Origin of the sequence: Mannheimia granulomatis, assembly GCF_011455695.1 — a bacterium.
Taxonomy (GTDB): domain Bacteria; phylum Pseudomonadota; class Gammaproteobacteria; order Enterobacterales; family Pasteurellaceae; genus Mannheimia; species Mannheimia granulomatis_A.
Genome location: NZ_CP015030.1, coordinates 1,371,688 through 1,395,658, shown reverse-complemented (window position 1 = coordinate 1,395,658; position 23,971 = coordinate 1,371,688). Strand labels below are relative to the sequence as shown.

General features: G+C 38.1%; 22 protein-coding genes, 1 pseudogene and 1 riboswitch. Of the genes and pseudogenes, 17 read left to right on the top strand and 6 right to left on the bottom strand.

The annotated features are described in order from the left end of the window. Positions 1 to 15 precede the first annotated feature (15 nt). The 10 genes and pseudogenes from aroB (at position 16) to A4G16_RS06595 (ending at position 10,043) form a co-directional block, all read left to right on the top strand. Complete coding sequence (gene aroB / locus A4G16_RS06640; RefSeq protein ID WP_165889228.1) at positions 16 to 1,104, top strand: 3-dehydroquinate synthase; 1,089 nt, start codon at positions 16 to 18, stop codon at positions 1,102 to 1,104. Positions 1,105 to 1,116: 12 nt separating this feature from the next. Then, complete coding sequence (locus tag A4G16_RS06635) at positions 1,117 to 1,944, top strand: Dam family site-specific DNA-(adenine-N6)-methyltransferase (protein ID WP_165889227.1); 828 nt, start codon at positions 1,117 to 1,119, stop codon at positions 1,942 to 1,944. 82 nt (positions 1,945 to 2,026) lie between these two features. After that, positions 2,027 to 3,385, top strand: a complete 1,359-nt coding sequence (locus A4G16_RS06630) for a sodium-dependent transporter (RefSeq protein ID WP_165889226.1) — start codon at positions 2,027 to 2,029, stop codon at positions 3,383 to 3,385. A 159-nt stretch (positions 3,386 to 3,544) separates the two neighbouring features. Beyond that, a complete protein-coding gene (locus tag A4G16_RS06625; RefSeq protein WP_027074147.1) occupies positions 3,545 to 4,720 on the top strand; it encodes a phosphoglycerate kinase in 1,176 nt (391 codons plus the stop codon). A gap of 89 nt (positions 4,721 to 4,809) precedes the next feature. Continuing rightward, positions 4,810 to 5,886: a class II fructose-bisphosphate aldolase gene (gene fbaA / locus A4G16_RS06620; RefSeq protein WP_027074148.1), complete on the top strand. Its 1,077-nt coding sequence runs from the start codon at positions 4,810 to 4,812 to the stop codon at positions 5,884 to 5,886. 223 nt (positions 5,887 to 6,109) lie between these two features. Beyond that, a pseudogene (locus tag A4G16_RS06615) lies at positions 6,110 to 6,787 on the top strand (ATP-binding cassette domain-containing protein); the annotation flags it as partial. A gap of 135 nt (positions 6,788 to 6,922) precedes the next feature. Further along, positions 6,923 to 7,561 (top strand): nitroreductase family protein, encoded by a 639-nt coding sequence (locus tag A4G16_RS06610; protein ID WP_165889224.1) that lies wholly within the window; start codon positions 6,923 to 6,925, stop codon positions 7,559 to 7,561. Between the two features lie 106 nt (positions 7,562 to 7,667). Further along, positions 7,668 to 8,201 carry a TIGR00645 family protein gene (locus A4G16_RS06605; RefSeq protein ID WP_165889223.1) on the top strand — a complete coding sequence of 178 codons (534 nt, stop codon included), beginning with the start codon at positions 7,668 to 7,670 and terminating at the stop codon, positions 8,199 to 8,201. 69 nt (positions 8,202 to 8,270) lie between these two features. Further along, entirely contained in the window at positions 8,271 to 9,641 is a 1,371-nt protein-coding gene (gene gorA / locus A4G16_RS06600) for a glutathione-disulfide reductase (RefSeq protein ID WP_165889222.1), read from the top strand. A 60-nt stretch (positions 9,642 to 9,701) separates the two neighbouring features. Further along, complete coding sequence (locus A4G16_RS06595; protein WP_165889221.1) at positions 9,702 to 10,043, top strand: hypothetical protein; 342 nt, start codon at positions 9,702 to 9,704, stop codon at positions 10,041 to 10,043. Positions 10,044 to 10,158: 115 nt separating this feature from the next. Here A4G16_RS06595 and pgi read toward each other — a convergent pair whose 3' ends face one another. Together pgi and ubiK are read right to left on the bottom strand one after the other, a co-directional pair. Next, on the bottom strand, positions 10,159 to 11,799 hold the full coding sequence (pgi, locus tag A4G16_RS06590; RefSeq protein ID WP_165889220.1) for a glucose-6-phosphate isomerase: 1,641 nt from the start codon (positions 11,797 to 11,799) through the stop codon (positions 10,159 to 10,161). 31 nt (positions 11,800 to 11,830) lie between these two features. Then, entirely contained in the window at positions 11,831 to 12,079 is a 249-nt protein-coding gene (ubiK, locus tag A4G16_RS06585) for a ubiquinone biosynthesis accessory factor UbiK (protein WP_027074155.1), read from the bottom strand. Between the two features lie 178 nt (positions 12,080 to 12,257). Then, positions 12,258 to 12,302: riboswitch (PreQ1 riboswitch) on the top strand. A gap of 3 nt (positions 12,303 to 12,305) precedes the next feature. Between ubiK and queC the strand changes: the two genes are divergently transcribed. The 3 genes from queC to A4G16_RS06570 are packed head-to-tail and all read left to right on the top strand — an operon-like array spanning position 12,306 to position 14,014. Beyond that, positions 12,306 to 12,962, top strand: coding sequence for a 7-cyano-7-deazaguanine synthase QueC (queC, locus tag A4G16_RS06580; RefSeq protein ID WP_165889219.1), 657 nt, complete (start codon positions 12,306 to 12,308; stop codon positions 12,960 to 12,962). A gap of 3 nt (positions 12,963 to 12,965) precedes the next feature. After that, a complete protein-coding gene (gene queD / locus A4G16_RS06575) occupies positions 12,966 to 13,388 on the top strand; it encodes a 6-carboxytetrahydropterin synthase QueD (RefSeq protein ID WP_165889914.1) in 423 nt (140 codons plus the stop codon). After that, positions 13,388 to 14,014: a 7-carboxy-7-deazaguanine synthase QueE gene (locus A4G16_RS06570; protein ID WP_207951333.1), complete on the top strand. Its 627-nt coding sequence runs from the start codon at positions 13,388 to 13,390 to the stop codon at positions 14,012 to 14,014. The genes queD and A4G16_RS06570 overlap by 1 nt, the downstream gene beginning before the upstream one ends. 91 nt (positions 14,015 to 14,105) lie before the next feature. On the opposite strand, the gene A4G16_RS06565 is transcribed toward A4G16_RS06570, so the two are convergent. Next, positions 14,106 to 15,329 (bottom strand): hypothetical protein, encoded by a 1,224-nt coding sequence (locus A4G16_RS06565; RefSeq protein ID WP_165889217.1) that lies wholly within the window; start codon positions 15,327 to 15,329, stop codon positions 14,106 to 14,108. A gap of 240 nt (positions 15,330 to 15,569) precedes the next feature. Continuing rightward, a complete protein-coding gene (locus A4G16_RS06560; protein WP_165889216.1) occupies positions 15,570 to 16,871 on the bottom strand; it encodes an isochorismate synthase in 1,302 nt (433 codons plus the stop codon). 191 nt (positions 16,872 to 17,062) lie between these two features. Between A4G16_RS06560 and A4G16_RS06555 the strand changes: the two genes are divergently transcribed. From A4G16_RS06555 to priA, 4 genes are all read left to right on the top strand, one after another. Beyond that, a complete protein-coding gene (locus A4G16_RS06555; RefSeq protein ID WP_027074161.1) occupies positions 17,063 to 18,280 on the top strand; it encodes a pyridoxal phosphate-dependent aminotransferase in 1,218 nt (405 codons plus the stop codon). A 98-nt stretch (positions 18,281 to 18,378) separates the two neighbouring features. Beyond that, positions 18,379 to 19,272 (top strand): EamA family transporter RarD, encoded by an 894-nt coding sequence (gene rarD / locus A4G16_RS06550; protein WP_165889215.1) that lies wholly within the window; start codon positions 18,379 to 18,381, stop codon positions 19,270 to 19,272. Between the two features lie 17 nt (positions 19,273 to 19,289). Then, the gene (locus A4G16_RS06545) at positions 19,290 to 19,910 is read left to right on the top strand and encodes a LysE family translocator (protein ID WP_165889214.1); all 621 of its coding nucleotides are present in this window, start codon (positions 19,290 to 19,292) and stop codon (positions 19,908 to 19,910) included. Continuing rightward, on the top strand, positions 19,907 to 22,120 hold the full coding sequence (priA, locus tag A4G16_RS06540) for a primosomal protein N' (protein WP_165889213.1): 2,214 nt from the start codon (positions 19,907 to 19,909) through the stop codon (positions 22,118 to 22,120). Before A4G16_RS06545 ends, priA begins: the two co-directional genes overlap by 4 nt. Positions 22,121 to 22,257: 137 nt before the next feature. Here the strand turns inward: priA and metQ are convergent, their stop codons facing one another. Together metQ and A4G16_RS06530 are read right to left on the bottom strand one after the other, a co-directional pair. Further along, on the bottom strand, positions 22,258 to 23,049 hold the full coding sequence (gene metQ, locus A4G16_RS06535) for a methionine ABC transporter substrate-binding lipoprotein MetQ (protein WP_165889212.1): 792 nt from the start codon (positions 23,047 to 23,049) through the stop codon (positions 22,258 to 22,260). Between the two features lie 63 nt (positions 23,050 to 23,112). Next, positions 23,113 to 23,943 carry a MetQ/NlpA family ABC transporter substrate-binding protein gene (locus A4G16_RS06530; protein ID WP_165889211.1) on the bottom strand — a complete coding sequence of 277 codons (831 nt, stop codon included), beginning with the start codon at positions 23,941 to 23,943 and terminating at the stop codon, positions 23,113 to 23,115. Between the last annotated feature and the right edge of the window lie 28 nt (positions 23,944 to 23,971).

The following is a 23,971-nucleotide window of genomic DNA, read 5'->3' as shown; positions in this document are numbered from 1 at the left end:
GAAAGGAGCTAAGATATGTTGCAAGTAAATGTTGAATTAAAAGAACGCAGTTACCCGATTATAATTGGTGCAGGCCTATTAAATGAGCCTGCCAGTTATCACCCATTAAAAGCAGGTGATAAAGTCATGGTGGTTTCAAATCCAACTATTGCAACTCACTATCTTGCTACTGTTACACAAGCCTTGACGGAGTTAGGTTGTCAGGTTGATTCGGTTTTAATTCCTGATGGTGAACAGCATAAAACCTTAGACTCATTAAACTTAATTTTTACCGCGCTTTTAGAAAAAAATCACAACCGAGATACTACTCTTATTGCATTAGGGGGTGGCGTGATTGGCGATGTAGCGGGTTTTGCAGCAGCTTCTTACCAGCGAGGCATCCGCTTTATCCAGATTCCAACAACCTTGTTGGCACAAGTAGATTCATCTGTGGGTGGAAAAACAGCGGTGAATCATCCCCTTGGCAAAAATATGATTGGTGCATTTTACCAGCCGGTTTCAGTTATTGTAGATACTGATACTTTGCACACTTTAGCAAAGCGTGAAGTGAGTGCAGGATTAGCGGAGGTAATTAAATATGGGGCTATTTTTGACTTGCCGTTTTTTGAATGGTTGGAAAAGCATATTGATGATTTAGTTAATTTACAACAAGATGCTTTGGAATATTGTATTCAGCGTTGCTGTCAGTTAAAGGCAGATGTGGTTGCCCGTGATGAAACAGAAAAGGGCGATCGTGCGTTGTTAAACCTAGGTCATACTTTTGGTCATGCTATTGAAGCAAGAATGGGCTATGGTGTATGGCTTCATGGAGAGGCAGTGTCTGTTGGAATGCTTGAGGCTGCTGCCTTATCTCATATTTTAGGTGATTTAAGTGAAAAGGATGTCGGTCGTTTGGAAAAGCTACTGGCACGATCTAATTTGCCGACCGTTTCTCCTGACGGCATGGAGCCTGTGGAATATTTGCCTTATATGTGGCGTGATAAAAAAGTGTTGAGTGGTCAATTACGTTTAATTTTATTGAAATCGCTTGGTCAAGCTTATGTTTCGGCAAAAGCAACTGAAGCACAAGTGTTGGCATCTATTGAGCGTTTTACCCAGCGTTAATTTTATCTGTTCATGAATCATCCTAAACATAGAGCCTTTTTAAAATGGGCAGGCGGTAAATATCGCTTAATATCAGATATCCAAACCCATTTGCCGAAAAAGGCTTGTTTAGTTGAGCCTTTTGTCGGTGCGGGTTCGGTTTTTCTAAATACTGACTTTGACCGCTATATTTTAGCTGATGTTAATCCTGATTTAATCAATCTTTTCAATGTAATAAAAGGTGATGTAGAGCAATATATTGCTCATACGAAATTACTTTTTTTACACCCTAAAGCAAATACAGAAGCCTTTTATAAAGCACGTCGTGCGGAATTTAATCGTTCAAAAGATAGTTTTCGTCGCTCAGTGATTTTTCTCTATTTAAATCGTTTTGGTTATAACGGGTTGTGTCGTTATAATAAAAAACAGGGCTATAACGTGCCGTTTGGGCGTTATAAAACGCATTATTTCCCAGAAAAAGAGTTGCGTTTTTTTGCAGAAAAAGCTCAGAAAGCGGAGTTTGTTTGTGCGGATTTTGAGCAGGTGTTTGAGCAGATTAAACAATCACCGAATGATTGTGTTATCTATTGCGATCCTCCCTATGCGCCTTTAAAGCAGGAAACTAATTTTACCCAATATGCCGGAGGAGGGTTTAGTTTGACGCAACAAATGCGTTTGGCTCAGTTAGCTTTTGAAATGAAAGAGCAGGGCATTCCTGTTTTAATCTCTAATCATGATACGGAATTTACTCGCCAAATTTATCAGTCTGCACAAATGCAGTCTATTCAGGTACAGCGTTCTATTGGGCAGAAGGCAGATTCAAGAATCAAAGTGGGCGAGTTATTCGCACTTTTTATTTAACTATTAGCAAATTTTTCTAAAAAAATTACCGCTTGCTGTATTGGCAACAAGCTTTATTTTTATTTAGCCTCTGGAGTATGAAATGGCAAATCAAAAGGAAGAGCGTCAATCCTGGTCAAATAGATTGGCGTATATTATGACGGTTGCAGGGGCAACTGTTGGTTTTGGTGCAACTTGGCGTTTTCCCTATTTAGTTGGTGAAAATGGAGGTGGTGCTTATGTTTTCTTATTTTGTATCGCTATGATTGTTATCGGTATTCCGATGATTTTGGTTGAAAATGTTATTGGACGTCGCATGCGTGTTAATGCGGTAGATGCTTTCGGCGGAGAAGCCAATGGTAAAAAAATTGCCTCAGCTTGGAAGATTTTAGGCTATATGGGGTTACTCGGTTCCTTTGGTATTTTGGCCTACTATATGGTACTTGGTGGTTGGGTGCTGAATTATATCGGCAGTCTGTTAACAGGGAGCTTAGATCTTTCTACTCCAATCACAGTAGAAACAACTTACCAATTTTTCCAGCAAAGTATTTTTAACAGCCCTGCAACTATTATTGGATATACGGCTTTATTTGTGCTGGTAAATTACTTTATTTTAGTGAAAGGGATTGTGGATGGTATTGAGCGCTCGGTCAAATATCTGATGCCGATTTTATTCATTTTCCTGATTATTATGGTGATCCGAAATGTGACTTTGCCGGGTGCAGCTGAGGGTATTTCATTTTATTTAATGCCTGATTTTTCTAAAATTACGCCTAAGCTATTTGTGTTTGTACTAGGTCAGGTATTCTTTGCATTAAGTTTAGGATTTGGGGTATTGATTACACTTTCAAGCTATTTGGATAAAAATGAAAATTTAGTTAAAACGGCAACCATTACAGGCATAATGAATACTGTGATTGCGGTACTTGCCGGTTTTATGATTTTCCCGTCCTTGTTTAGTTTTGGGGTGGCACCAAATTCTGGCCCGACTTTAGTATTCCAAAGTTTACCTATTGTATTCTCGAATATGTGGGGCGGAACAGTTTTTGCAATTATTTTCTTTAGCTTGTTGGTAGTCGCAGCTTTAACCACTTCATTAACGATTTATGAAGTGATTATTACCTCATTACAAGAGAAAGCGAATATTAGCCGCAAAAAAGCTATCTTTTTAACATTAGCGACGATCTTCGTATTGGGTAATATTCCTTCCGCTCTTAGTGATAATGTTTTAAAAGAGGTGCAAATTATGGGTAAAGGTATTTTTGATGCTTTTGACTATATTAGTGGAAATATTCTCTTTATTTTGACTGCCTTAGGTAGCGCTATTTTTGTCGGCTTTGTCTTAAAAGATGAAGCTAAAGAGGAGCTGGGAGCGGGTAAAACTTTAACGAATATCTGGTTTAATTACGTCCGCTTCGTGATCCCACTTATTATCTTAGTGATTTTCTTTAATTCACTTTAAAATTTTAGTTGAGTAAAGCTGTTTGAATAATAAGTCAAACAGCTTTCTTTTTTGATAAAAATTCATAATTTATTTGATCTAAGTTACCCCCAAAATGATTATAAGCTGATATAATCCAACCGTTATCACTTTTAAACATTTATTAAAGAGGAACAAACTATGTCTGTTATTAAAATGGCTGACCTTGATTTAGCGGGTAAACGCTTATTTATTCGTGCTGATCTTAACGTGCCGGTAAAAGATGGCAAAGTGACATCGGATGCGCGTATTGTAGCAACCATTCCAACCTTAAAATTAGCCTTACAAAAAGGGGCTAAAGTGATGGTAACTTCTCACTTAGGTCGCCCAACGGAAGGCGTTTTTGAAGAAGCAAATTCTTTACAACCTGTGGTAGATTATCTAAATGCCTCAGATTTAGGTGTTCCGGTACGTTTAGTACGTGATTACTTAGACGGCGTTGATGTCAAAGAAAATGAAATTGTTGTACTTGAAAATGTACGTATTAATAAAGGTGAAAAGAAAAACGATCCGGAACTTGCGAAAAAATATGCTGCACTTTGTGACGTATTTGTAATGGACGCTTTTGGTACTGCTCACCGTGCAGAAGGTTCAACCTATGGTGTAGCAGAATATGCGCCTGTTGCTTGTGCCGGTCCATTATTAGCGGCCGAATTGGATGCTTTAGGTAAAGCATTAAAAGAACCACAACGCCCGATGCTCGCGATTGTTGGTGGTTCAAAAGTTTCAACTAAATTAACTGTTCTAGATTCCCTTTCAAAAATTGCCGACCAATTAATTGTAGGTGGCGGTATCGCAAATACCTTTATCGCAGCAGAAGGCCACGCGGTAGGTAAATCATTATACGAAGAAGATTTAATCCCTGAAGCAAAACGTTTAGCACAAGTAACAAATATTCCTGTGCCTGTTGATGTGCGTGTTGGTACGGAATTCTCTGAAACTGCACCGGCAACTGAAAAAGCGGTGAACGAAGTTCAAGCAGATGAGTCAATTTTTGATATTGGTGAAAAATCAGCAGAGCAATTAGCAGAAATTATCCGTAATTCGAAAACCATTCTTTGGAACGGTCCAGTAGGTGTATTTGAATTCCCTAACTTCCGTAAAGGTACTGAAGTGATTTCAAATGCAATCGCAGAAGCAACAGCAAACGGTGCTTTCTCTATCGCAGGTGGTGGTGATACTTTAGCAGCTATCGACTTATTCGGCATCAAAGATAAAATTTCTTATATTTCAACCGGTGGCGGTGCTTTCTTAGAGTTTGTTGAAGGTAAAGTATTGCCGGCAGTTGAAATTTTAGAAAAACGTGCAAACGGCTAATAGAGCACTACAAGCGGTTGGATTTCAGTAAAAATTTGCAATTTTGACCGCTTTTAAATCATTTTATTTTATATAAATAGGAAGCAAAAATGTCATTATTAAACATCGTAAAACCGGGCGTGGTAACAGGCGACGACGTACAAAAAGTTTTCGCTTACGCTAAAGAACACAACTTCGCAATTCCTGCAGTAAACTGTGTAGGTTCTGACTCTGTAAATGCAGTATTAGAAACTGCCGCACGTGTTAAATCACCGGTAATTGTTCAATTCTCAAACGGTGGTGCACAATTCTATGCCGGTAAAGGTATTAAACCTACCTCAGGTGCTCGTCCTGATGTATTAGGTGCGATTGCAGGTGCGAAACACGTTCACCAATTAGCGGTTGAATACGGTGTGCCTGTTATTCTTCATACAGACCATGCAGCGAAAAACTTACTTCCTTGGATTGACGGCTTATTAGAAGCAGGCGAAAAACACTTTGCAGAAACCGGTCGCCCATTATTTTCTTCACACATGATCGATTTATCTGAAGAGCCAATTGAAGAAAATATGGAAATCTGCCGTGAATATCTAGCACGTATGGATAAAATCGGTATGACCCTTGAAATTGAAATCGGTGTAACCGGTGGTGAAGAAGATGGCGTAGATAACTCAGATGTGGATGAGTCTAAACTTTACACTCAACCATCAGAAGTGTTATATGTTTATGACCAATTAAGCCCAATCAGCCCACGTTTCACTATTGCAGCGGCATTTGGTAACGTACACGGTGTTTACAAACCGGGTAATGTGAAATTAAAACCGTCTATTTTAGGGGCTTCACAAGAGTATGTTTCTAAAGAGCGTGGTTTACCTGCGAAATCATTAGACTTCGTATTCCACGGTGGTTCAGGTTCTTCTCGTGAAGAGATCCGTGAAGCAATCAGCTACGGTGCAATCAAAATGAACATTGATACCGATACTCAATGGGCAGCGTGGGATGGTATCCTTCAATTCTACAAAGCAAACGAAGCGTACTTACAAGGTCAATTAGGCAACCCGACAGGCCCTGATGCACCAAATAAAAAATACTACGATCCACGTGTTTGGTTACGTAAAATGGAAGAGTCTATGTCTAAACGCTTAGAGCAATCTTTCGAAGACTTAAACTGTGTGAACGTATTATAATTTGCAATATTTTTAATAAATCCGACCGCTTGTTGTTAGACAAGCGGTCTTTTTTTATTTATTTTTTGCGGTAAACTATGGCTTTATTTTCTTTTGGTTCAATCTTATGGCATTACTTGAAGTCCACAATTTGAATAAACGTTTTATTGAACGCGACAGCTTGTTTCATAAACAGGATTTTTATGCGGTGAAAGAGGTTTCTTTTACGCTCAATCGTAAAGAAACTCTCGCGATTGTAGGAGAGAATGGTGCAGGAAAATCGACGTTAGCAAAAATGATTGCCGGTATGGTTGAACCGACCTCAGGTAGACTAGTGTTTCGTGGCAATGAGTTGACTTTCGGCGATTATAAATATCGTGCGAAGCATATTCGAATGATGTTCCAAGACCCTAATGATGCCTTTGATCCCAATTATAATATCGGGCAAATTCTAGATACACCTTTACGACTAGCAACTGATTTAAGTGAAGAAGAGAGAAATGAACGGATTTTTAATACGCTTAGATTAGTTGGTATGTATCCGGAACACGCATTAATCCCTATTTCAGAAGCTTCAAGTGGGCAGAAGCAGAGAATTGCCTTGGCTCGTGCCTTAATTTTAGAACCCGAAATTATTATTGCAGATGATACCATGAGTGTGTTGGATTTCTCAGTTAAAACGCAATTAACCAATTTGATGTTAAGTGTGCAGCAACGGCAGGCAATTTCATATATCTATGTTGGTCAGAATTTGGGACTGATTAAGCATGTGAGTGATAAGCTTATGGTGATGCAAAGCGGAGAAATTGTAGAATATGGTCCAACTAAAGAGATTTTATTAAATCCCCAACATCAAATTACCAAGCGATTGATTGAAAGCTATTTTGGTAAGCCTCTAACTGAAGCGGCTTGGGCGGTTTAAGACTCATTAGTACTGTGGTCTATATCATAATTTTGACCTATCTCAATAAATGGGTGGAATACCTCTTTGAGGTTCTTACATTTCATATTTCTAAGTTATAGACTGTTCAAATTTTGATGAATGCAAGGAAAAACTATGGAATTAAAAAATGTAATTGAGCAACGTAAAACCATTAAAGCGTTCGATTCAAGTATAAAAATAAACCGAGCCGAGTTAGAAGAAATGCTCACTCTCGCACAACTTGCCCCTTCAAAAGCGAATTTACAACCTTGGCGCTTTGTTGTGGTAGATGACCAACAGGTTAAAAAAGCGCTATCTGCTAATGTAGCCTTTAATGGACCTCCCTGTGAAACTTCCTCGGTAGTAATTGCTATTTTAGCAGACTTACAGTATGAAAGATTATTAGGCGATCTTTTAGAAAATTCAGTGAAAAACGGTTGTTTGCATGAAAGTTTTAGAGATCGTAGTTTTGATTTTTTGTTGAATTTACATAATCAACTAAGTGCAGCAGAGATTCGAGATCAGGTTTTAATTGATTCTAGTTTAGTGTCAATGCAATTAATGCTGATAGCGAAAAATAAAGGTTATGACACTCATGCTATTGGTATTTTTGATCGTGATGCGGTATTGGATTTGTTGAAAATTGATAAAGCACGCTATTTGCCGGTGATGTTGTTAGCCATGGGGAAAGCGGCAGTTCCTGCATTACCAAGCTGTCGTTTGCCACTAGAATACACTGTTTCTTGGAATGATGGAAAAGGCTTTAAAAAATAAGAAAAATAGATATTATACAAGCGGTCAAATCTGTTAATTTTTTTGCAAAAATTGTTAGAATTTGACCGCTTGTTTTTTTATATTTAGTGCTATCTATTGGAGTATTATGCAAACAGAATTAAATGCCCGAGCAAACATTTTAGGGAAAATTATTTTTGCCAGCCGTTGGCTACAATTACCGATTTACTTAGGGTTAATTGTTGTTCAAGGGATTTATGCTTATAAATTTATAAAATCTCTGTATGAATTAGTCGTAAATTTAAATCAAATGGATGCCAATACCGTTATGTTAGCGGTGTTGAATTTAATTGATGTGGTGATGATTGCAAACCTGTTAGTCATGGTGATTGTAGGAGGATATGAAACCTTTGTTTCTCGGTTGAAAGTAAACAATCATCCTGACCAACCGGAATGGCTTGATCATGTAAATGCGACCATTTTGAAAGTTAAATTATCGATGGCAATTATTAGCATTTCTTCTATTCATTTGTTGCAAACTTTTATTAATGCTTCCAGATTAGATGAAAAAACGATGTTATGGCAAGTGGTGATTCATATCGCTTTTATCATTTCTGCATTGGCAATGGCCTATATTGATAAGGCTCTTAATTCTTCATATATTAAGCATAAAGCCTATTAGAGTAATTTGAACTATTTGTTATAAAAGTTGTTAGAATAATTAGAGTAATTCATTGTAAGGAGCAAAATCATGGCTAAACATTATAATTATATAGCTATCGGTGGTGGTAGTGGTGGAATAGCCTCTATCAATCGGGCGGCCAGCTACGGTCAAAAATGTGCAATTATTGAAGCTAAACATTTAGGGGGAACCTGTGTGAATGTTGGCTGTGTGCCGAAAAAAGTTATGTTTTACGGTGCTCACATTGCTGAAGCTATTCATCGATATGCTCCAGACTATGGTTTTGATCTAGAAGTTAACCATTTTGATTATGCAAAATTGGTAGAAAGCCGACAAGCGTATATTGAGCGTATTCATGGTTCTTACAACAATGTATTAAGCAAAAATGGTGTTGATGTACTTAACGGTTTTGCCCGTTTTAAAGATGCTACAACCATTGAGGTGAGTTATCCTGATGGTTCAACAGAAGAAGTAACCGCAGATCATATTTTAATTGCAACAGGTGGACGCCCTAGTATCCCGGATGTGAAAGGGGCGGGGTATGGCATAACTTCTGATGGTGTATTTGCATTAACAGAGTTACCGAAACGTCTTGCCATTGTTGGAGCCGGCTATATTGCAGTTGAATTGGCTGGAGTTTTTAATAGTCTTGGAGTAGAAACACACTTATTTGTGCGTCAACATGCCCCGGTGCGTAACCAAGATCCGTTAATTGTTGAAACTTTAGTTGAAGTGCTAGCCCAGGACGGTGTAGAACTACACACTCAAGCTATTCCAAAAGAAGTGCTGAAAAATAAGGATGGTTCTTTAACTTTACAATTAGCAGACGGACGCAAAACAACAGTAGATACGCTTGTTTGGGCAATTGGCAGGGAACCTGCCACTGATGTGATAAATTTGGAGGCTGTGGGGGTAGAAACCAATGAACGTGGTTTTATTAAAGTCGATAAATTCCAAAATACTAATGTGCCGAATATTTATGCGGTAGGTGATATTATTGAAGGTGGCATTGAGTTAACGCCCGTTGCAGTTGCTGCAGGTCGCCGTTTATCAGAACGTTTGTTTAATAATAAACCAAATGAGTGTTTAGATTACAATTTAGTGCCAACAGTTATATTTAGTCACCCACCTATTGGTACTATTGGATTAACAGAGCCTCAAGCTATAGAGCAGTATGGTGAAGCAAATGTTAAGGTATATAAATCCTCATTTACAGCAATGTATACTGCAGTTACTCAGCATCGTCAGCCTTGCCGAATGAAATTGGTATGTGTAGGGGCTGATGAAAAGATAGTAGGGTTACATGGTATCGGATTTGGCGTAGATGAAATGATTCAAGGTTTCGCTGTAGCGATTAAGATGGGAGCAACAAAAGCTGATTTTGACAGCACAGTGGCTATTCATCCAACAGGTTCTGAAGAATTTGTAACCATGCGTTAAATGTAATACAATAAGTATTCCCTATAGGAAAAAGGAAATTTTATTAATATTTGGATTAACATGAGATCTTCTCTTGGTTTTATAGCAATATGTTCTTTTATGGTTAGTGATGTTCAGGCGAATTATCCATCTAACCATAAAGCTCAGCCTGACTATCTTAAAAAATCAGATAATAAACAAGCATTTAAAATATCTGAACGTAAAATTTTGAAACAGGCTCAAAATGAAATGGAAGAAGAGGTGAGCAGCTTTTCAATGGAAGAGCTGAGGGTTGGCGCCCAACATATTCCGGATAAAGCCGAAGTTCAATATTTTAAATCGCAGTGCCGATATGCGTTTATGTCTGATAAAGATATTATAGCCAACCGCTGTGAAGTAAAAAAAGTGATAAGAGATAAATAAAAAAATGGAGCTTTGGCTCCATTTTTTATAACTTGAATTCAGTTTGCTTTGTTCATATAACAAGCGGTGGAATTTGCTAAAAATTTTGTAAATTTCACCGCTTGTAGAATATATACTAACGCCAAGCTTTAAATTGATTGATTAAACCGTTAGTCGAACTGTCATGGCTTGTGATTTCTTCATTATTTTCCAGTTCAGGCAAAATACGGTTAGCTAACTGCTTACCAAGTTCCACTCCCCATTGGTCGAAGCTGTAAATATTGAAGATCACACCTTGTACAAAGATTTTATGTTCGTACATTGCAATCAGGGCCCCTAAGCTGTATGGTGTAATTTTCTGTACCAAAATTGAATTGGTTGGTTTATTGCCGATAAAGACTTTAAACGGTACGATTTCAGCCACTTCGTCTAAGGTTTTGCCTGAATCTAAGAACTCTTTTTCTACTGTTTCTTTTGATTTACCGAATGCAAGAGCCTCAGTTTGAGCGAAGAAGTTAGAGAGCAATTTATTGTGATGATCGCTTAACGGGTTATGTGTTTGTGCCGGTGCAATAAAATCACAAGGGATTAATTTTGTGCCTTGGTGAATTAATTGGTAGAAAGCATGCTGACCGTTTGTTCCCGGTTCGCCCCAAATAATCGGGCCGGTTTGATGAGTAACCGGTTTGCCATCACGACCGACAAATTTACCGTTAGACTCCATATTACCTTGTTGGAAATAAGCTGCAAAACGGTGCATATATTGGTCATAAGGTAAAATAGCTTCCGATTCTGCCCCTAAGAAATTGTTATTCCAAATACCGACTAAGGCTAATGTAGTTGGAATGTTTTTCTCAATAGGGGTAATTAAGAAGTGGTTATCCATAGCATGTGCGCCGGCTAATAATTGTTCAAAGTTGTTAAAGCCGATAGAAAGAGCAATAGATAAACCGATTGCAGACCATAGAGAATAACGGCCGCCAACCCAGTCCCAGAATTCAAACATATTAGCGGTATCAATACCAAATTTTGCTACTTCGTTCGCATTAGTTGAAAGTGCCACAAAATGTTTTGCTACCGCAGATTCATCTTGAGCCAAATCTAATAACCATTTACGAGCTGAAAGTGCATTAGTCATGGTTTCTTGGGTCGTGAAGGTTTTTGAAGCGACTAAAACTAAGGTTGTTTCAGGATTGACTTTACGTAATACTTCTGCAATATGTGTGCCGTCCACATTAGACACGAAATGCATATTTAAGTGGTTTTTATACGGTCGTAGGGCTTCTGTTACCATATAAGGACCTAAATCGGAGCCACCAATACCGATATTAATGACATCTGTAATCGCTTTGCCGGTGTAGCCTTTCCATTCACCTGAAATCACACGCTCACAGAAATCTTTCATTTTTGCTAATACCGCATTAACTTCCGGCATCACATCTTTGCCATCCACAGCGATTGGCGTATTTGAGCGGTTACGTAAGGCTACATGTAAAACGGCACGGTTTTCGGTACGGTTGATTTTCTTGCCCGAGAACATTGCATTTTTAGCTGATTCTAAGCCACATTCGTTAGCAAGTTGGCGAAGTAGAGTGAGGGTTTTTTCATTAATGGCATTTTTTGAAAAATCGACTAACAGCTCATTTTCAAAACGAAGTGAATATTTATCAAAGCGGTTTGCATCAGCTGCAAAAAGTTGAGGTATAGTCAGATTGTCTGCTTTATGTTGCTCTAATGCATTCCAAGCAAAAGTTTGAGTTGGGTTAATTTTTTGCATCTTTATTTCCTTTTACTAAATGTGAATAGGCTTAAGATTGTGCATCTTTTGTTAATTCATCAAGACGTTTTTCTAATTCATTTAATTTTTCACGGGTGCGCAGTAAAACCTGTGATTGCACGTCAAATTCTTCTCGGGTAACCACATCAAGACGAGCTAATTGGGCTTGCAATATTTGTTTAAATTTTTCATCGAGGTCGTTACCGACGTTTCTTAAACCTTGGGGTAAGGCATTGTGTAATTGTTGAGCAATAGCTTCTAAGTTTTTTGGGGTGAGCATTTTCGAATTCCTTACAATAAAATTACCCTAATTCTAGTTAATTTTGGGTATAAGAGAAAGTAAATTCTTTGATTTATTGCAAGAGTAGATGCTATTTAAATAGCCTTTTTCTCAATTTCTCTGTAAAATGCCGCCTTTCGCAAAATACAAGGCAAAAAGTACCGCTTGTATTTTTTCATCTTACGTGGTTCGTAAACCTCCCACGCAAAAAAACTAAGGACACAATATGACTAACCAAACTCCAAAGGCTGTTGTGATTTTTTCCGGCGGTCAAGATTCCACTACTTGCTTGTTTCAAGCTATCGCTGAATTTGGCAGAGAAAATGTAGAAGTCGTCACTTTCCAATATGGGCAACGCCATTCCATTGAATTGGAAAAAGCAGCGTGGATTGCCCAAGATTTAGGGGTGAAGCAAACTTTGATTGATACCTCAGTAATTAAAGCTATCACCACCAATGCCTTAATGGACGATAAAGCGAATATTCAACAACACGGCAGCACGCCAAACACTTTTGTAGATGGGCGTAATGCGTTATTTTTGCTCTACACTGCCATTTACGCCAAAGGGCAGGGTATTCAAACTATTTTCACCGGTGTGTGTGAAACCGATTTTAGTGGTTACCCGGACTGTCGTGATATATTTGTGAAATCAATGAATGTTACACTCAATTTAGCGATGGATTACAATTTTAATATTCGCACGCCATTAATGTATTTAACCAAAAAGGAAACTTGGGCATTAGCCGATCGATTAGGGGCTTTTGATTACATTCGTGAACACACCCATACGTGTTATTTAGGCGTTGAGGGAGGATGCCACACCTGTCCGAGTTGTGTATTGCGTGAAAAAGGCTTGCATGAATATTTGGCAGAAAGAGGTTAAATGATGTTTAAAATTGCAAAAGAATTTAGTTTTGATATGGCTCATATGCTGGATGGGCACGATGGTAAATGTCAAAATTTGCACGGTCATACCTATAAGCTACAAGTTGAAGTGACAGGAGATCTACATCAAAATGGAGCAAAGCGTGGTATGGTGATGGATTATTCAGATCTGAAATCAGTGGTGAAAACCCATATTTTAGAGCCGATGGATCATGCCTTTATTTATGATTTAAATAGCGAACGTGAAAGCCAAGTGGCTCAACTGCTGGTTGATTTAAAATCTAAAGTTTATGGTATTCCAAGTCGCACAACGGCGGAAGAAATGGCGAAATATATGTTTGAAAAGCTGGAAAGAGTGGGCTTACCGGTAAGTTTGATTCGCTTATGGGAAACGCCAACTTCCTATTGTGAGTACAGCAAATAATGGGAATGTTAATTTCTAATCCCAGTTTTCCGATTGTCGAAATTTTTGAGAGCTTGCAAGGTGAAGGTTTTAATACCGGAATGCCAGCAATTTTTGTACGCTTTGGCAAATGTAATCTTACTTGTCCATGGTGTGACACCAATTACAATCAATTTGAGTCATGGACATTAGGCGATATTCTTGCCAAAGTTCGAGGCTATTCGGCAAAGAATATTATCATCACTGGTGGTGAGCCAACTATTCAGCCGAATTTATCTCTGTTATTGGATCAACTAAAGCAAGAGGACTATTTTTTAGCAATTGAAACTAACGGCTTAAAGGAAATTCCGCCACAAATAGATTATATCGCAACCAGCCCAAAGCGGATGTATCAGGAAAAATACCAGCGCCGTTGTATTGCTTTTGCAAATGAAGTGAGAGTTGTGGTGGATGGTGAGGTACAAGAGTTTTGTGAGCAGTTGGAAAACAAAATCAAAGCCGAACATTATTACCTTTCACCTTGTGAAGTGGAGGGAAAAATGAATTTGTTAGATACCATTACGCAGTTAGGTTTGTTGAACCAACGACCAAATAAGCCAAAATGGCAACTAAGTATTCAAACCCATAAAATGGTTGGTATTGAATAGACTTGAAGAAGTTATTATTTCCCACAAATTTAAAGAACTGATGCCGATATAATACTGGGATCAGTTCTTTTTATTTCAGTTGAATTAATGTTTACTGTTGTTTTTCACTAACCATTACTGCTTGCCAGTTATCGTTTTTCGCTTCACCGATTAAATATTTCTGATCAGAAGCCCCAGATTTAGAATCAACAAACTTAATATCCATTACCGCTTTATCCATTCCTTGCGTATAGCTTTTTTGGTTGTGGGTCAAAACAGCAGTAATAATAGGATTGCTTTCTGTTGGCGTCACAATTAGTTGCTTAGTATCACCGGAGATAGTAAAAATATCAGAACTTCCGTCTTTCACTTGCCCTTTAGCTTCACCATTTTCAAAGTTAATTGATACATCGCCAAATTTGCTGATGCGTGCGGCAAACTCTTTATTTTGAGGGTTTGAACCATATATAAAGCCCTCTTTTTTGCTATAAACCGCAGTTAAATCGTGAGCGATATTACTATTTACGCGATTTTCATCATACACTACAAAGTAGCGACTGAATTTATCGGCAGCATCGACAAGATTCTTGCTATTTGTATCGTGATAGTAGCCGTAGAACAGATCATCGCTGTGACGTACTATAAAATCTGCTGATTTATGTTCTGCTCCAATATTAGTTAATGGCAATACAATAGTTTCTTTTTCTTCAATAATTTTTTTGCCACTTACGCGATCATACTTTGTTTGAACGCCAGCTTTATCTACTAAGATAAATTGATTAAGTGTTAGGGTTTGTGCATCTTTGTCGAGTGTTACTGAGCCGATTTTGTCAAATGATGCATCTATTTTTTTCTCTTGAGGTTGTGGTACAACGGATGTTTGTTTTACAGAAGGTATTGCTTCAGTCTGAGGTTTTTTCTCTATTACATTACTTTGATCTGATGGTTGTTGGTTTTGAGAGTTAGGTAATGTTTGTGCTTTATCCTGACCTTTAGAGCTAGCCGGTTCTTGAATGTTAGCTGGTTTTTGAGTGTTAGCTGGTTCTTGAACGTTAGCTGGTTCTTGAACGTTAGCTGGTTTTTGAGTGTTAGCTGGTTTTTGAGTGTTAGCTGGTTCTTGAACGTTAGCTGGTTTTTGAGTGTTAGCTGGCTCTTGAACGTCAGTTGGTTTTTGAGTGTTATTTTTTCCCTGGTTGTTATTTATTCCTGCAAGCTTATGTGAGACTGGTGTCGGTTGGTTTGGATTTGATACCGCACCGCCGCTACTACCACCTCCGCAAGCAGTTAAAACCATGCCTGCAGCAAATGTTAGAATTAATTTTTTATTTAGTTTCATTGAGATACTCCTTAATTATAAAAAAACACGGAATTCTATCAAATATTTTTATATGAGATATGATTAAGTGGTCTGATGAGCTTTTATGCAAACGGTTTTATGATAAATAATTTTTAATTATGGAATATCAATATAAGTTTATGATAAGAGACCTCTTATTTAGCAATAAATTGCTTTGAAATGAAAAGAGTGTACTAAGTAGAAAGGGGACTCTGTTTTGAAGAGCTGGGTATTAATCCCTTAAATCTCACTTACTATTAAATCAATATTTAATAATTTCGCAATACCTTGTGATTTACGCTTGATTTCTTGCCATTCAGATTGAGGATCAGATGCCTCAACAATACCGGCTCCTGCATATAAAGTAATGGTATTACGAGAGATAAGAGCTGAACGTAAGGTGACACAAAACTCCGATTCTCTCTGGCTCATTACCCCTAATGTTCCAGCATACCAATGGCGGGTAAATGGTTCATTTTGAGTGATAAATTGAATTGCATTTCGACGCGGTAGTCCTGCAACAGCAGCAGTTGGATGAATTCTTACCAAGCAATCTCTATCTGACATATTGCCTTTCAATTCGGCCTGAATTGTACGGCGTAAATGTTGAACGTTATTTAGGCGTTTAATAGTGGCTTCTGCCACCTCAAAACGATCTACACAATCTTTTAGGTTATTTTCGATATCATCAACCACCAATTGATTTTCATGGATATTTTTCGGATCGCTTAATAGCCATTGAGCGTTTAATTCGGTTTGAATTTCACTTGGCATAACTGCAGATGTGCCCGCAAGGGCCTCAGTAAAAAAATATTTTCCTTGTCGTTGATATAGGCGTTCCGGAGTAGAGCCGATGAAAGCATTTTCTGCACTTTCCGCCCATAAAAAATGGTAACACCCCAGATTAGTTTTTTCACTTTCGGCTAATAAATCATAGCAGGAAATCGGCAATTCAAAGTTAAGTATGGTTGCATTTGCCAGAACCACTTTACGAAAAAATCCCTCTTTTATGGCTGCAATAGCTTTATCAATATTGTGTTTCCATTGCTCAAAATTACTGGCAGAGTTAATGGAAAGCATAGTATTGTTAGTAAGACTTAACTGAGCAACTTGCTCAAAATTCGCAAGAAATTGCTCAAAAATAACCGCTTGTTGTTGGTAATGATCACTGTCGAAATAAAAACAAGCGGTCAAATTTTGCTGATTTTTTACCAGTGAAAATTGCGGCAAAATAAATTGTGTATTACCTTCAAATTGCATACCCCCAATTAAAGGTAAGTTTTGTTGTTCAATAAAGGTTTGTGCCGCTTCAAGAGTATTAAATTGTTTAAGTATCCCGATAGTCGCGATGGCCTGAGCTGAATCGCGATATTGTAGAAAAAAATGCGGATAGTGGTTTTCTTGTGCTTTTAACCAACCAAGTAATGAGAAATTCTCTTCTGAATAGGCAACAGAGGCTTGAATGGCAATCAAACCTTGATGATGACTGATTTCTGTATAACCTTTTATAAGTTCTTGTTTTAGTTGATTAAAAATAGGCATTTGCAAAAAAATAAGAAAACTTAACCGCTTGTTTTTAGCTGATCGAAAAAAAGGTCCCCATTTTAACGCATTTCCTCTTTTTTTTCCTCCCAAATTAGAGTAATGTTTGCAAATTCATTCCAAATTATTGATTTTTTGAGCAGATGGGATGAATACTGCTATCAGAATAACAAAGTAATAGGAAGTTTATAATGGATCGTTTCCCAAAATCAGATAAATTAGCACAGGTTCGCTACGATATTCGCGGGCCTATTCACAAAGAGGCTCTTCGTTTAGAAGAAGAAGGGCATAAAATTTTAAAATTAAATATCGGCAACCCTGCTCCTTTTGGTTTTGAGGCCCCTGATGAAATTTTAGTAGACGTTATCCGTAATCTTCCAACCGCTCAAGGTTATTGCGATTCGAAGGGCTTATATTCTGCCCGTAAAGCGATTGTGCAATATTATCAATCTAAAGGCATGCGTGGCATGGATGTTAACGATGTTTACATCGGTAATGGTGTGTCTGAGTTGATTACGATGTCGATGCAGGCATTATTAAACGATGGTGATGAAATTTTAATTCCAATGCCGGATTATCCGTTATGGACGGCAGCTTCCACCCTTGCCGGTGGTAAAGCGGTGCATTATCTGTGCGATGAAGAAAATGAATGGTTTCCGGATATTGAAGATATTAAATCAAAAATTACACCACGCACTAAAGGGATTTTGGTTATTAACCCGAATAACCCGACCGGGGCTGTTTATAGCCGTCAAATCTTATTAGAGATTGCAGAACTTGCCCGCCAACATAATTTGATTATTTTTGCGGACGAAATTTATGAAAAAATTCTTTATGATGGCGCGGTGCATCATCATATTGCAACCCTTGCTCCAGATGTATTAACCGTAACTTATAACGGTTTATCTAAAGCATACCGTGTAGCAGGTTTCCGCCAAGGCTGGATGGTATTAAGCGGTCCGAAAAATCAAGCAAAAGGCTTTATTGAAGGCTTAGATATGTTAGCCTCAATGCGTTTGTGCGCGAATACGCCAATGCAACATGCTATTCAAACCGCATTAGGTGGTTACCAGAGCATTAATGAATTTGTGTTGCCAGGCGGACGTCTATTGGAACAGCGCAATAAAATGTATGATTTATTGGTGCAAATTCCAGGTATTAGCTGTGTGAAAGCCAAAGGTGCGTTGTATATGTTCCCGAAAATTGATACGGAAATGTATGGCATTAAAGATGACCAAAAATTCATCTACGATCTACTGCAACAAGAAAAAGTGTTATTAGTGCAAGGTTCCGGCTTTAACTGGAAGAAACCAGACCACTTCCGTGTGGTCACATTGCCTTATGCACACCAAATTGAAGCAGCAATCGGGCGGCTTGCGAATTTCTTGAAAACATATCGTCAAGAGTAGCTTAAATCATCTAAATTCCCCTCTTTTCTCAAGAGGGGAATCTGATCTCTATAGGTAGATTTGAAATTATCCATTCATTTTTTAAAGTCTTATTTTAAATGTTAAAAGGTATTCTTTTTTCGCTTTCAGCTTCCGTTTTATTTGGCTGTATGTATTATTTGGCGATTTTTCTACGCCCGCTTTCTGGTGAAAGTGTGTTTGGCATTCGAATGGTAGTTACATTGCCTTTTCTTTTTTTGGCATTATTTCTATTTAAAAAACAAAAAGATTTTTTTGCATTTATTCAACGTTTGATAAAAGAGCCTTACCTTTTGCTCGTTATGTTAGTTACCTCGGGCATCGTTGGCGGGCAGATGTGGCTGTTTTTGTGGGCACCGAATAGCGGAAAAGCGATTGAAGTTTCAATGGGCTATTTATTAATGCCGATTGTGATGGTTGCCTTTGGTAAAGTAGTTTATCAAGAAATGCTTTCCTTTAATAAATGGTTAGCGATTATTTTTGCTTTTATTGGCGTGATGAGCAATATTCTCTTATCTGGAAAACTGTCGCTCGAAAGTTTGTTTGTGTGTACCGGTTATCCTATCTATTTCTATTTACGCCGTAAGTTTGGTTTGAGTCATCTATATAGTTTTGTCTGTGAAATTTTATTTTTGATTCCGGTTGCATTATATTTTATCGGAAAAACGGATATGCTTTATATTGAAAGCCAAAATCCGAATATCTACTATTTTATTGTCTTACTTGGCTTAATTAGTGGGGCAGCATTAATTTCTTATACGTTGGCAAGTACGATTTTACCTTTTAATGTGCTTGGGCTTTTAGGTTATGCCGAGCCTTGTGTGATGCTGGTGATTTCATTTTTAATTGGCGAAACTTTAGCAAAAGAAGCTTATCTTTTAATGGGCTGTTTATTAATTGCAGTTTTACTTTTAGTTTTAGACGGTGCAATGGCACTTCGTCGGCAACGTAAATATCGCAAATTAGCGAAATAAGTTCTTTTGAGGTCAAAATGGACGGAATTGTAAATTATTGGGGATTTTTAACCGCTTGTATTTTGCTGAATTTAACTCCGGGTTCAGATACAATTTATATTATTACCCGAACGATAGCAGAGGGGAAAAAAGCAGGTTTGATGTCCGCTTTTGGTATTTTAGGCGGCATGCTGATTCATATTTTAGCGGTTTCGCTTGGACTGGCGGGAATTGTTGCTCACTCTCCAACGCTATTTTATATTTTGAAATACCTTGGTGCGGCGTATTTAGTTTACCTCGGCATTAAAATGTGGCGAGAGCCTTTGGTAATTAACCGAGTGGATTTAGATAAACTGCCGCTTTGGAAAATTTTTCGTCAAGGTGTGTTAACAAATTTACTGAACCCAAAAGTAGTGCTGTTTTTCTTAGCATTATTACCGCAATTTGTATCACATAATTTAGAAAATACCTTCCTACCTTTTCTATTATTGGGTTTAACGTTACTTACAACCAGCACATTTTGGGTAACAATATTGGTTCTGGTAGCCGCTCCTTTGGGGTATTTTCTACGCTCTAACAAAACCGTTGGTGATGTTATGAATAAAATCTGCGGCTCGATTTTTATTGCTTTAGCGGCAAAAATTGGTTTAGAAAGATGAGATTAATTCGCCTAGCACTGCCGGTGCCGTTAAATCGCTATTTCGACTATTTGCTACCTGAAGGTGTGACTGCACACAAAGGCTGCCGAGTCGTTGTGCCTTTTGGTCGTCAAACCAAAATCGGGATTGTGGTCGATTTTCCGGAGTCTAGCGATATTCCCATTGAAAAACTCAAGCCAATTCAATCTGTGCTGGATACCCATTCGATTTTTGATAAAGAGATTTGGCAGCTGTTGGATTGGGCGGCTCGCTATTATCACGCCCCGGTTGGCGAGGTGCTGATAAATGCCTTACCGATTAAATTGCGTAATGGAGATTCTACCGAACGTACTCAGCCGGATTATTTTATTGTGACCGAACAAGGGCGGAAATCTCTGCTAAATGGTGAAAATAAAAAAGCAAAGAAGCAGGTTGAATTGCTTACTGAGCTGGCAGAATTTGCAAAATTTTTTGAAAAACCGACCGCTTGTAGCCCCTCTGCTTGGAAAGGATTATTGGAAAAAGGTTATGTAGAAAAGATTGATGTGCCTTTTATTGCTCGAAGTTGGCAGCAAACTCTTGGTGAGTTACCTTTAGTCAATGTATCAAACCGTTTAACACTCAATAAACAACAAACTTTAGTAGTAAGTCGATTAAATGCTCAGAAAGGATTTGCCGCTTTTTTACTCAATGGAGTAACCGGTTCGGGTAAAACAGAGGTTTATTTGCAGCTGATTGAAGAAGTGTTAAAACGAGGTGAGCAAGTCTTGGTGCTGGTGCCGGAAATCGGTCTCACACCACAAACTGTACAGCGTTTTAAAGCCCGTTTTAATGTAGAAATGGATGTTTTACATTCCAATATGAATGAAATGGAACGCCTGAATGCATGGCTACGGGCAAAAAACGGAGAAAGTGCGATTGTCATCGGTACTCGTTCAGCCCTTTTCACTCAATTCTACAAACTTGGCGCAATTATTTTAGATGAAGAACATGATAGCTCATTCAAGCAACAAGACGGTTGGCGCTATCATGCTCGTGATCTCGCTGTGCTTCGTGCGAAAAATGGTGATATTCCGATTGTGTTAGGTTCGGCAACTCCCAGCCTTGAAAGTATTCAAAATGCCCAAAACGGTAAATTTGTGGAACTTGCTTTAACCGCTCGGGCTGGCAATGCTCAGTTGGCAAATCAGCAGATTATTGATTTAAAAACCCAGCGAATTACTGCCGGCTTATCTGAGCGTTTACTTTCAATGATGAAAATGCATTTGGAGCAGGGTAACCAAGTGATGCTATTTTTAAATCGCCGAGGTTTTGCTCCTGTATTACTTTGCCACGAATGTGGTTGGATCTGCGAATGTGAGGCATGTAATAAACCTTTTACTTACCACCAGAAACAGCGGGTGCTACGCTGTCATCACTGTGCCGGCCAAAAAGTTATCCCGCGTCAATGCGGGCATTGTGGTTCAACTAATCTGATTACTACAGGAATTGGTACAGAACAGTTGGAGCAGGTACTTAATGAGCAATTCCCGACTTATCAAGTGACTCGTATCGACCGTGATTCAACTGCTCGTAAAGGGACGCTGGAGAATCATCTAAAAGATATTCGAGAAGGAAAAAGCCAAATTCTGATTGGTACACAAATGCTGGCGAAGGGGCATCATTTTCCGAATGTAACATTAGTTGCAATTGTGAATGTGGATTCCGCTCTATTTTCTACTGATTTCAGAGCAGAAGAACGTTTAGCCCAACTCTATTTACAAGTGGCAGGACGTGCTGGACGAGCCGAGAAAAAAGGGGAAGTGGTGCTACAAACCCATTATCCTGAACATCCGCTACTAACAACCTTGCTTGAACAAGGCTATGCTGCTTTTGCACAAGAAGCTTTAAAAATGCGCAAACTAATGAGCCTACCACCTTTTACTTCTCAGGTTTTATTTCGGGCAACGGGCAAAGATCATGCTCAAACTTTAACTGTGCTGGAACAGCTACAGGATTACTTTCTGCAAAAAATTCAGCAATATAATTTACAAGGCGTGCAGATTTTACCGCCGTTTTCCGCTCCAATGGCAAAAAAAGCAGGGCATTATCGTTGGTTATTACTGATTCAGCACCCTACACGCACTGTATTGCAAAGGCTCTTAGATTTTTTTGATGTGGAGCGGGAAAGCTTGTTGGTACCGACTAATATTAGACTCTCCGTGGATATTGACCCACAAGAGATAGGATAGAAAGGTAAAAACCACCTTCTTAAAAGGTGGTTTGGAGGATCACAAAAAATAAGGCTATGCTGTATTAAAAATCACTATAAACTATCATACAAAATCGAGCTGCAATTTATGTATAGATCGCGTTTTTTATTCAATGATTACCAGCCTTTAACCATTGCTCCTTTAAATTCTTCATTAGTTTTATTATAGACTTCTTCTGTTTGATAAGCTTTTACAAAATCCTTAACCGCTTCTGAATGCTGATTATTTTCACGAGCTACAATTAAATTAACATAAGGAGAATCTTTATCTTCTACAAACAAGCCATCTTTTGTAGGCGTTAAGCCATTTTGCCCCGCATAAGTCGTGTTAATGATAGAAAAAGCAACGTCATCTAAAGTACGAGGTAAAAGTGGAGCTTCAATTTCTTGGATAACTAATTGGCGAGGATTCTCAACAATATCAACACTAGTTGCTTTTAAACCTGCTTCGGCTTTTAATTTAATTAAGCCTTGTTTTTCCAATAAAATTAATGCACGGGCTAAATTAGTCGGATCATTTGGCACTGCGATAGTATCACCATCTTTTAATTGGTCAAGCGACTTAATTTTCTTTGAATACGCTGCGATTGGATAAACAAAAGTATTACCAACCGGCACTAGTTTGTAGCCCTTTTCTTGAATTTGGTTATCTAAATACGGCTTATGTTGGAAAGCATTAAGGTCTAAGTCCCCTTTATTGAGCGCTTCATTTGGGGTCGCATAATCAGTAAAGACGACTAATTCTACGTCACGATTATATTTTTCTTTCGCAATTTTTACTGCAACTTCCATCACTTTATGTTCAGGTCCAGAAATTACACCGACTTTCAGCTTCTCTGCTTTATCGTTACAAGCGGTCAAAAATAGCGTAGAAATTGCAAATACACCTAAAATTTTGTTAAGTTTCATAATATCTCCTTGTTAAAAAGAATGAGCAGCAACATTAGCTACTGCTCATTTGGGTTATGTAAATTACCAACCTTTTACCACACCGCCGTTAAATAATTTTAACGCTTCTTGGAACACTTCTTCAGTTTGGAATGATTTCACGAATGTTTGTAAACGAGGATCATCTTTATTATCTTCACGGCTAACCACTAAGTTAACATACGGCGAATCTTTTGATTCTACAATGATACCGTCTTTGTCCGGGCTTAAACCAGCTTGACCTGCATAAGTATTGTTGATCACTGCTAATTCAACATCATCTAACATACGAGTCAATAATGAAGTATCAGCTTGCACGATTTTGATATTTTTCGGGTTTTCGATAATATCATTTTCAGTAGCAAATACATTTTTCGGATCTTTTAATTTAAGTAAACCATGTGCCTGAAGTAATAATAACGCACGTGCTGTATTACTTGCATTATTTGGAATTGCGACCGTAGCACCCTCTTTTAGCTCAGAGATATTTTTAATTTTTTTCGAATACGCGGCAATTGGCCATACTAGGGTATTACCAATAACGGCTAATTTATAGCCACGATCTTTTATTTCTTGTTCCATATAAGGTACAGTTTGGAATGCGTTAGCATCTAAATCTTTTGCGTGTAGTGCTGCATTTGGCTGCGTATATTCAGTAAATTGAACTAATTCTACATCTAAGCCATATTTTTCTTTCGCAATTTTTACCGCTACTTCGGTCATTTGTGCTTCAGGCCCTGTCATTACGCCTACTTTCAAAGGAGCTTTATTTTCTGCTTTTGTTGGCTCTAAAGCGGTTTGTGCTTTTTCTTCTTTACACGCGGTTAATGCTAAAATAGACACTAATGCCACGCTTAATAATTTTTTAAAATTCATGTTTGTTCTTCCTATATTTAGAGATATT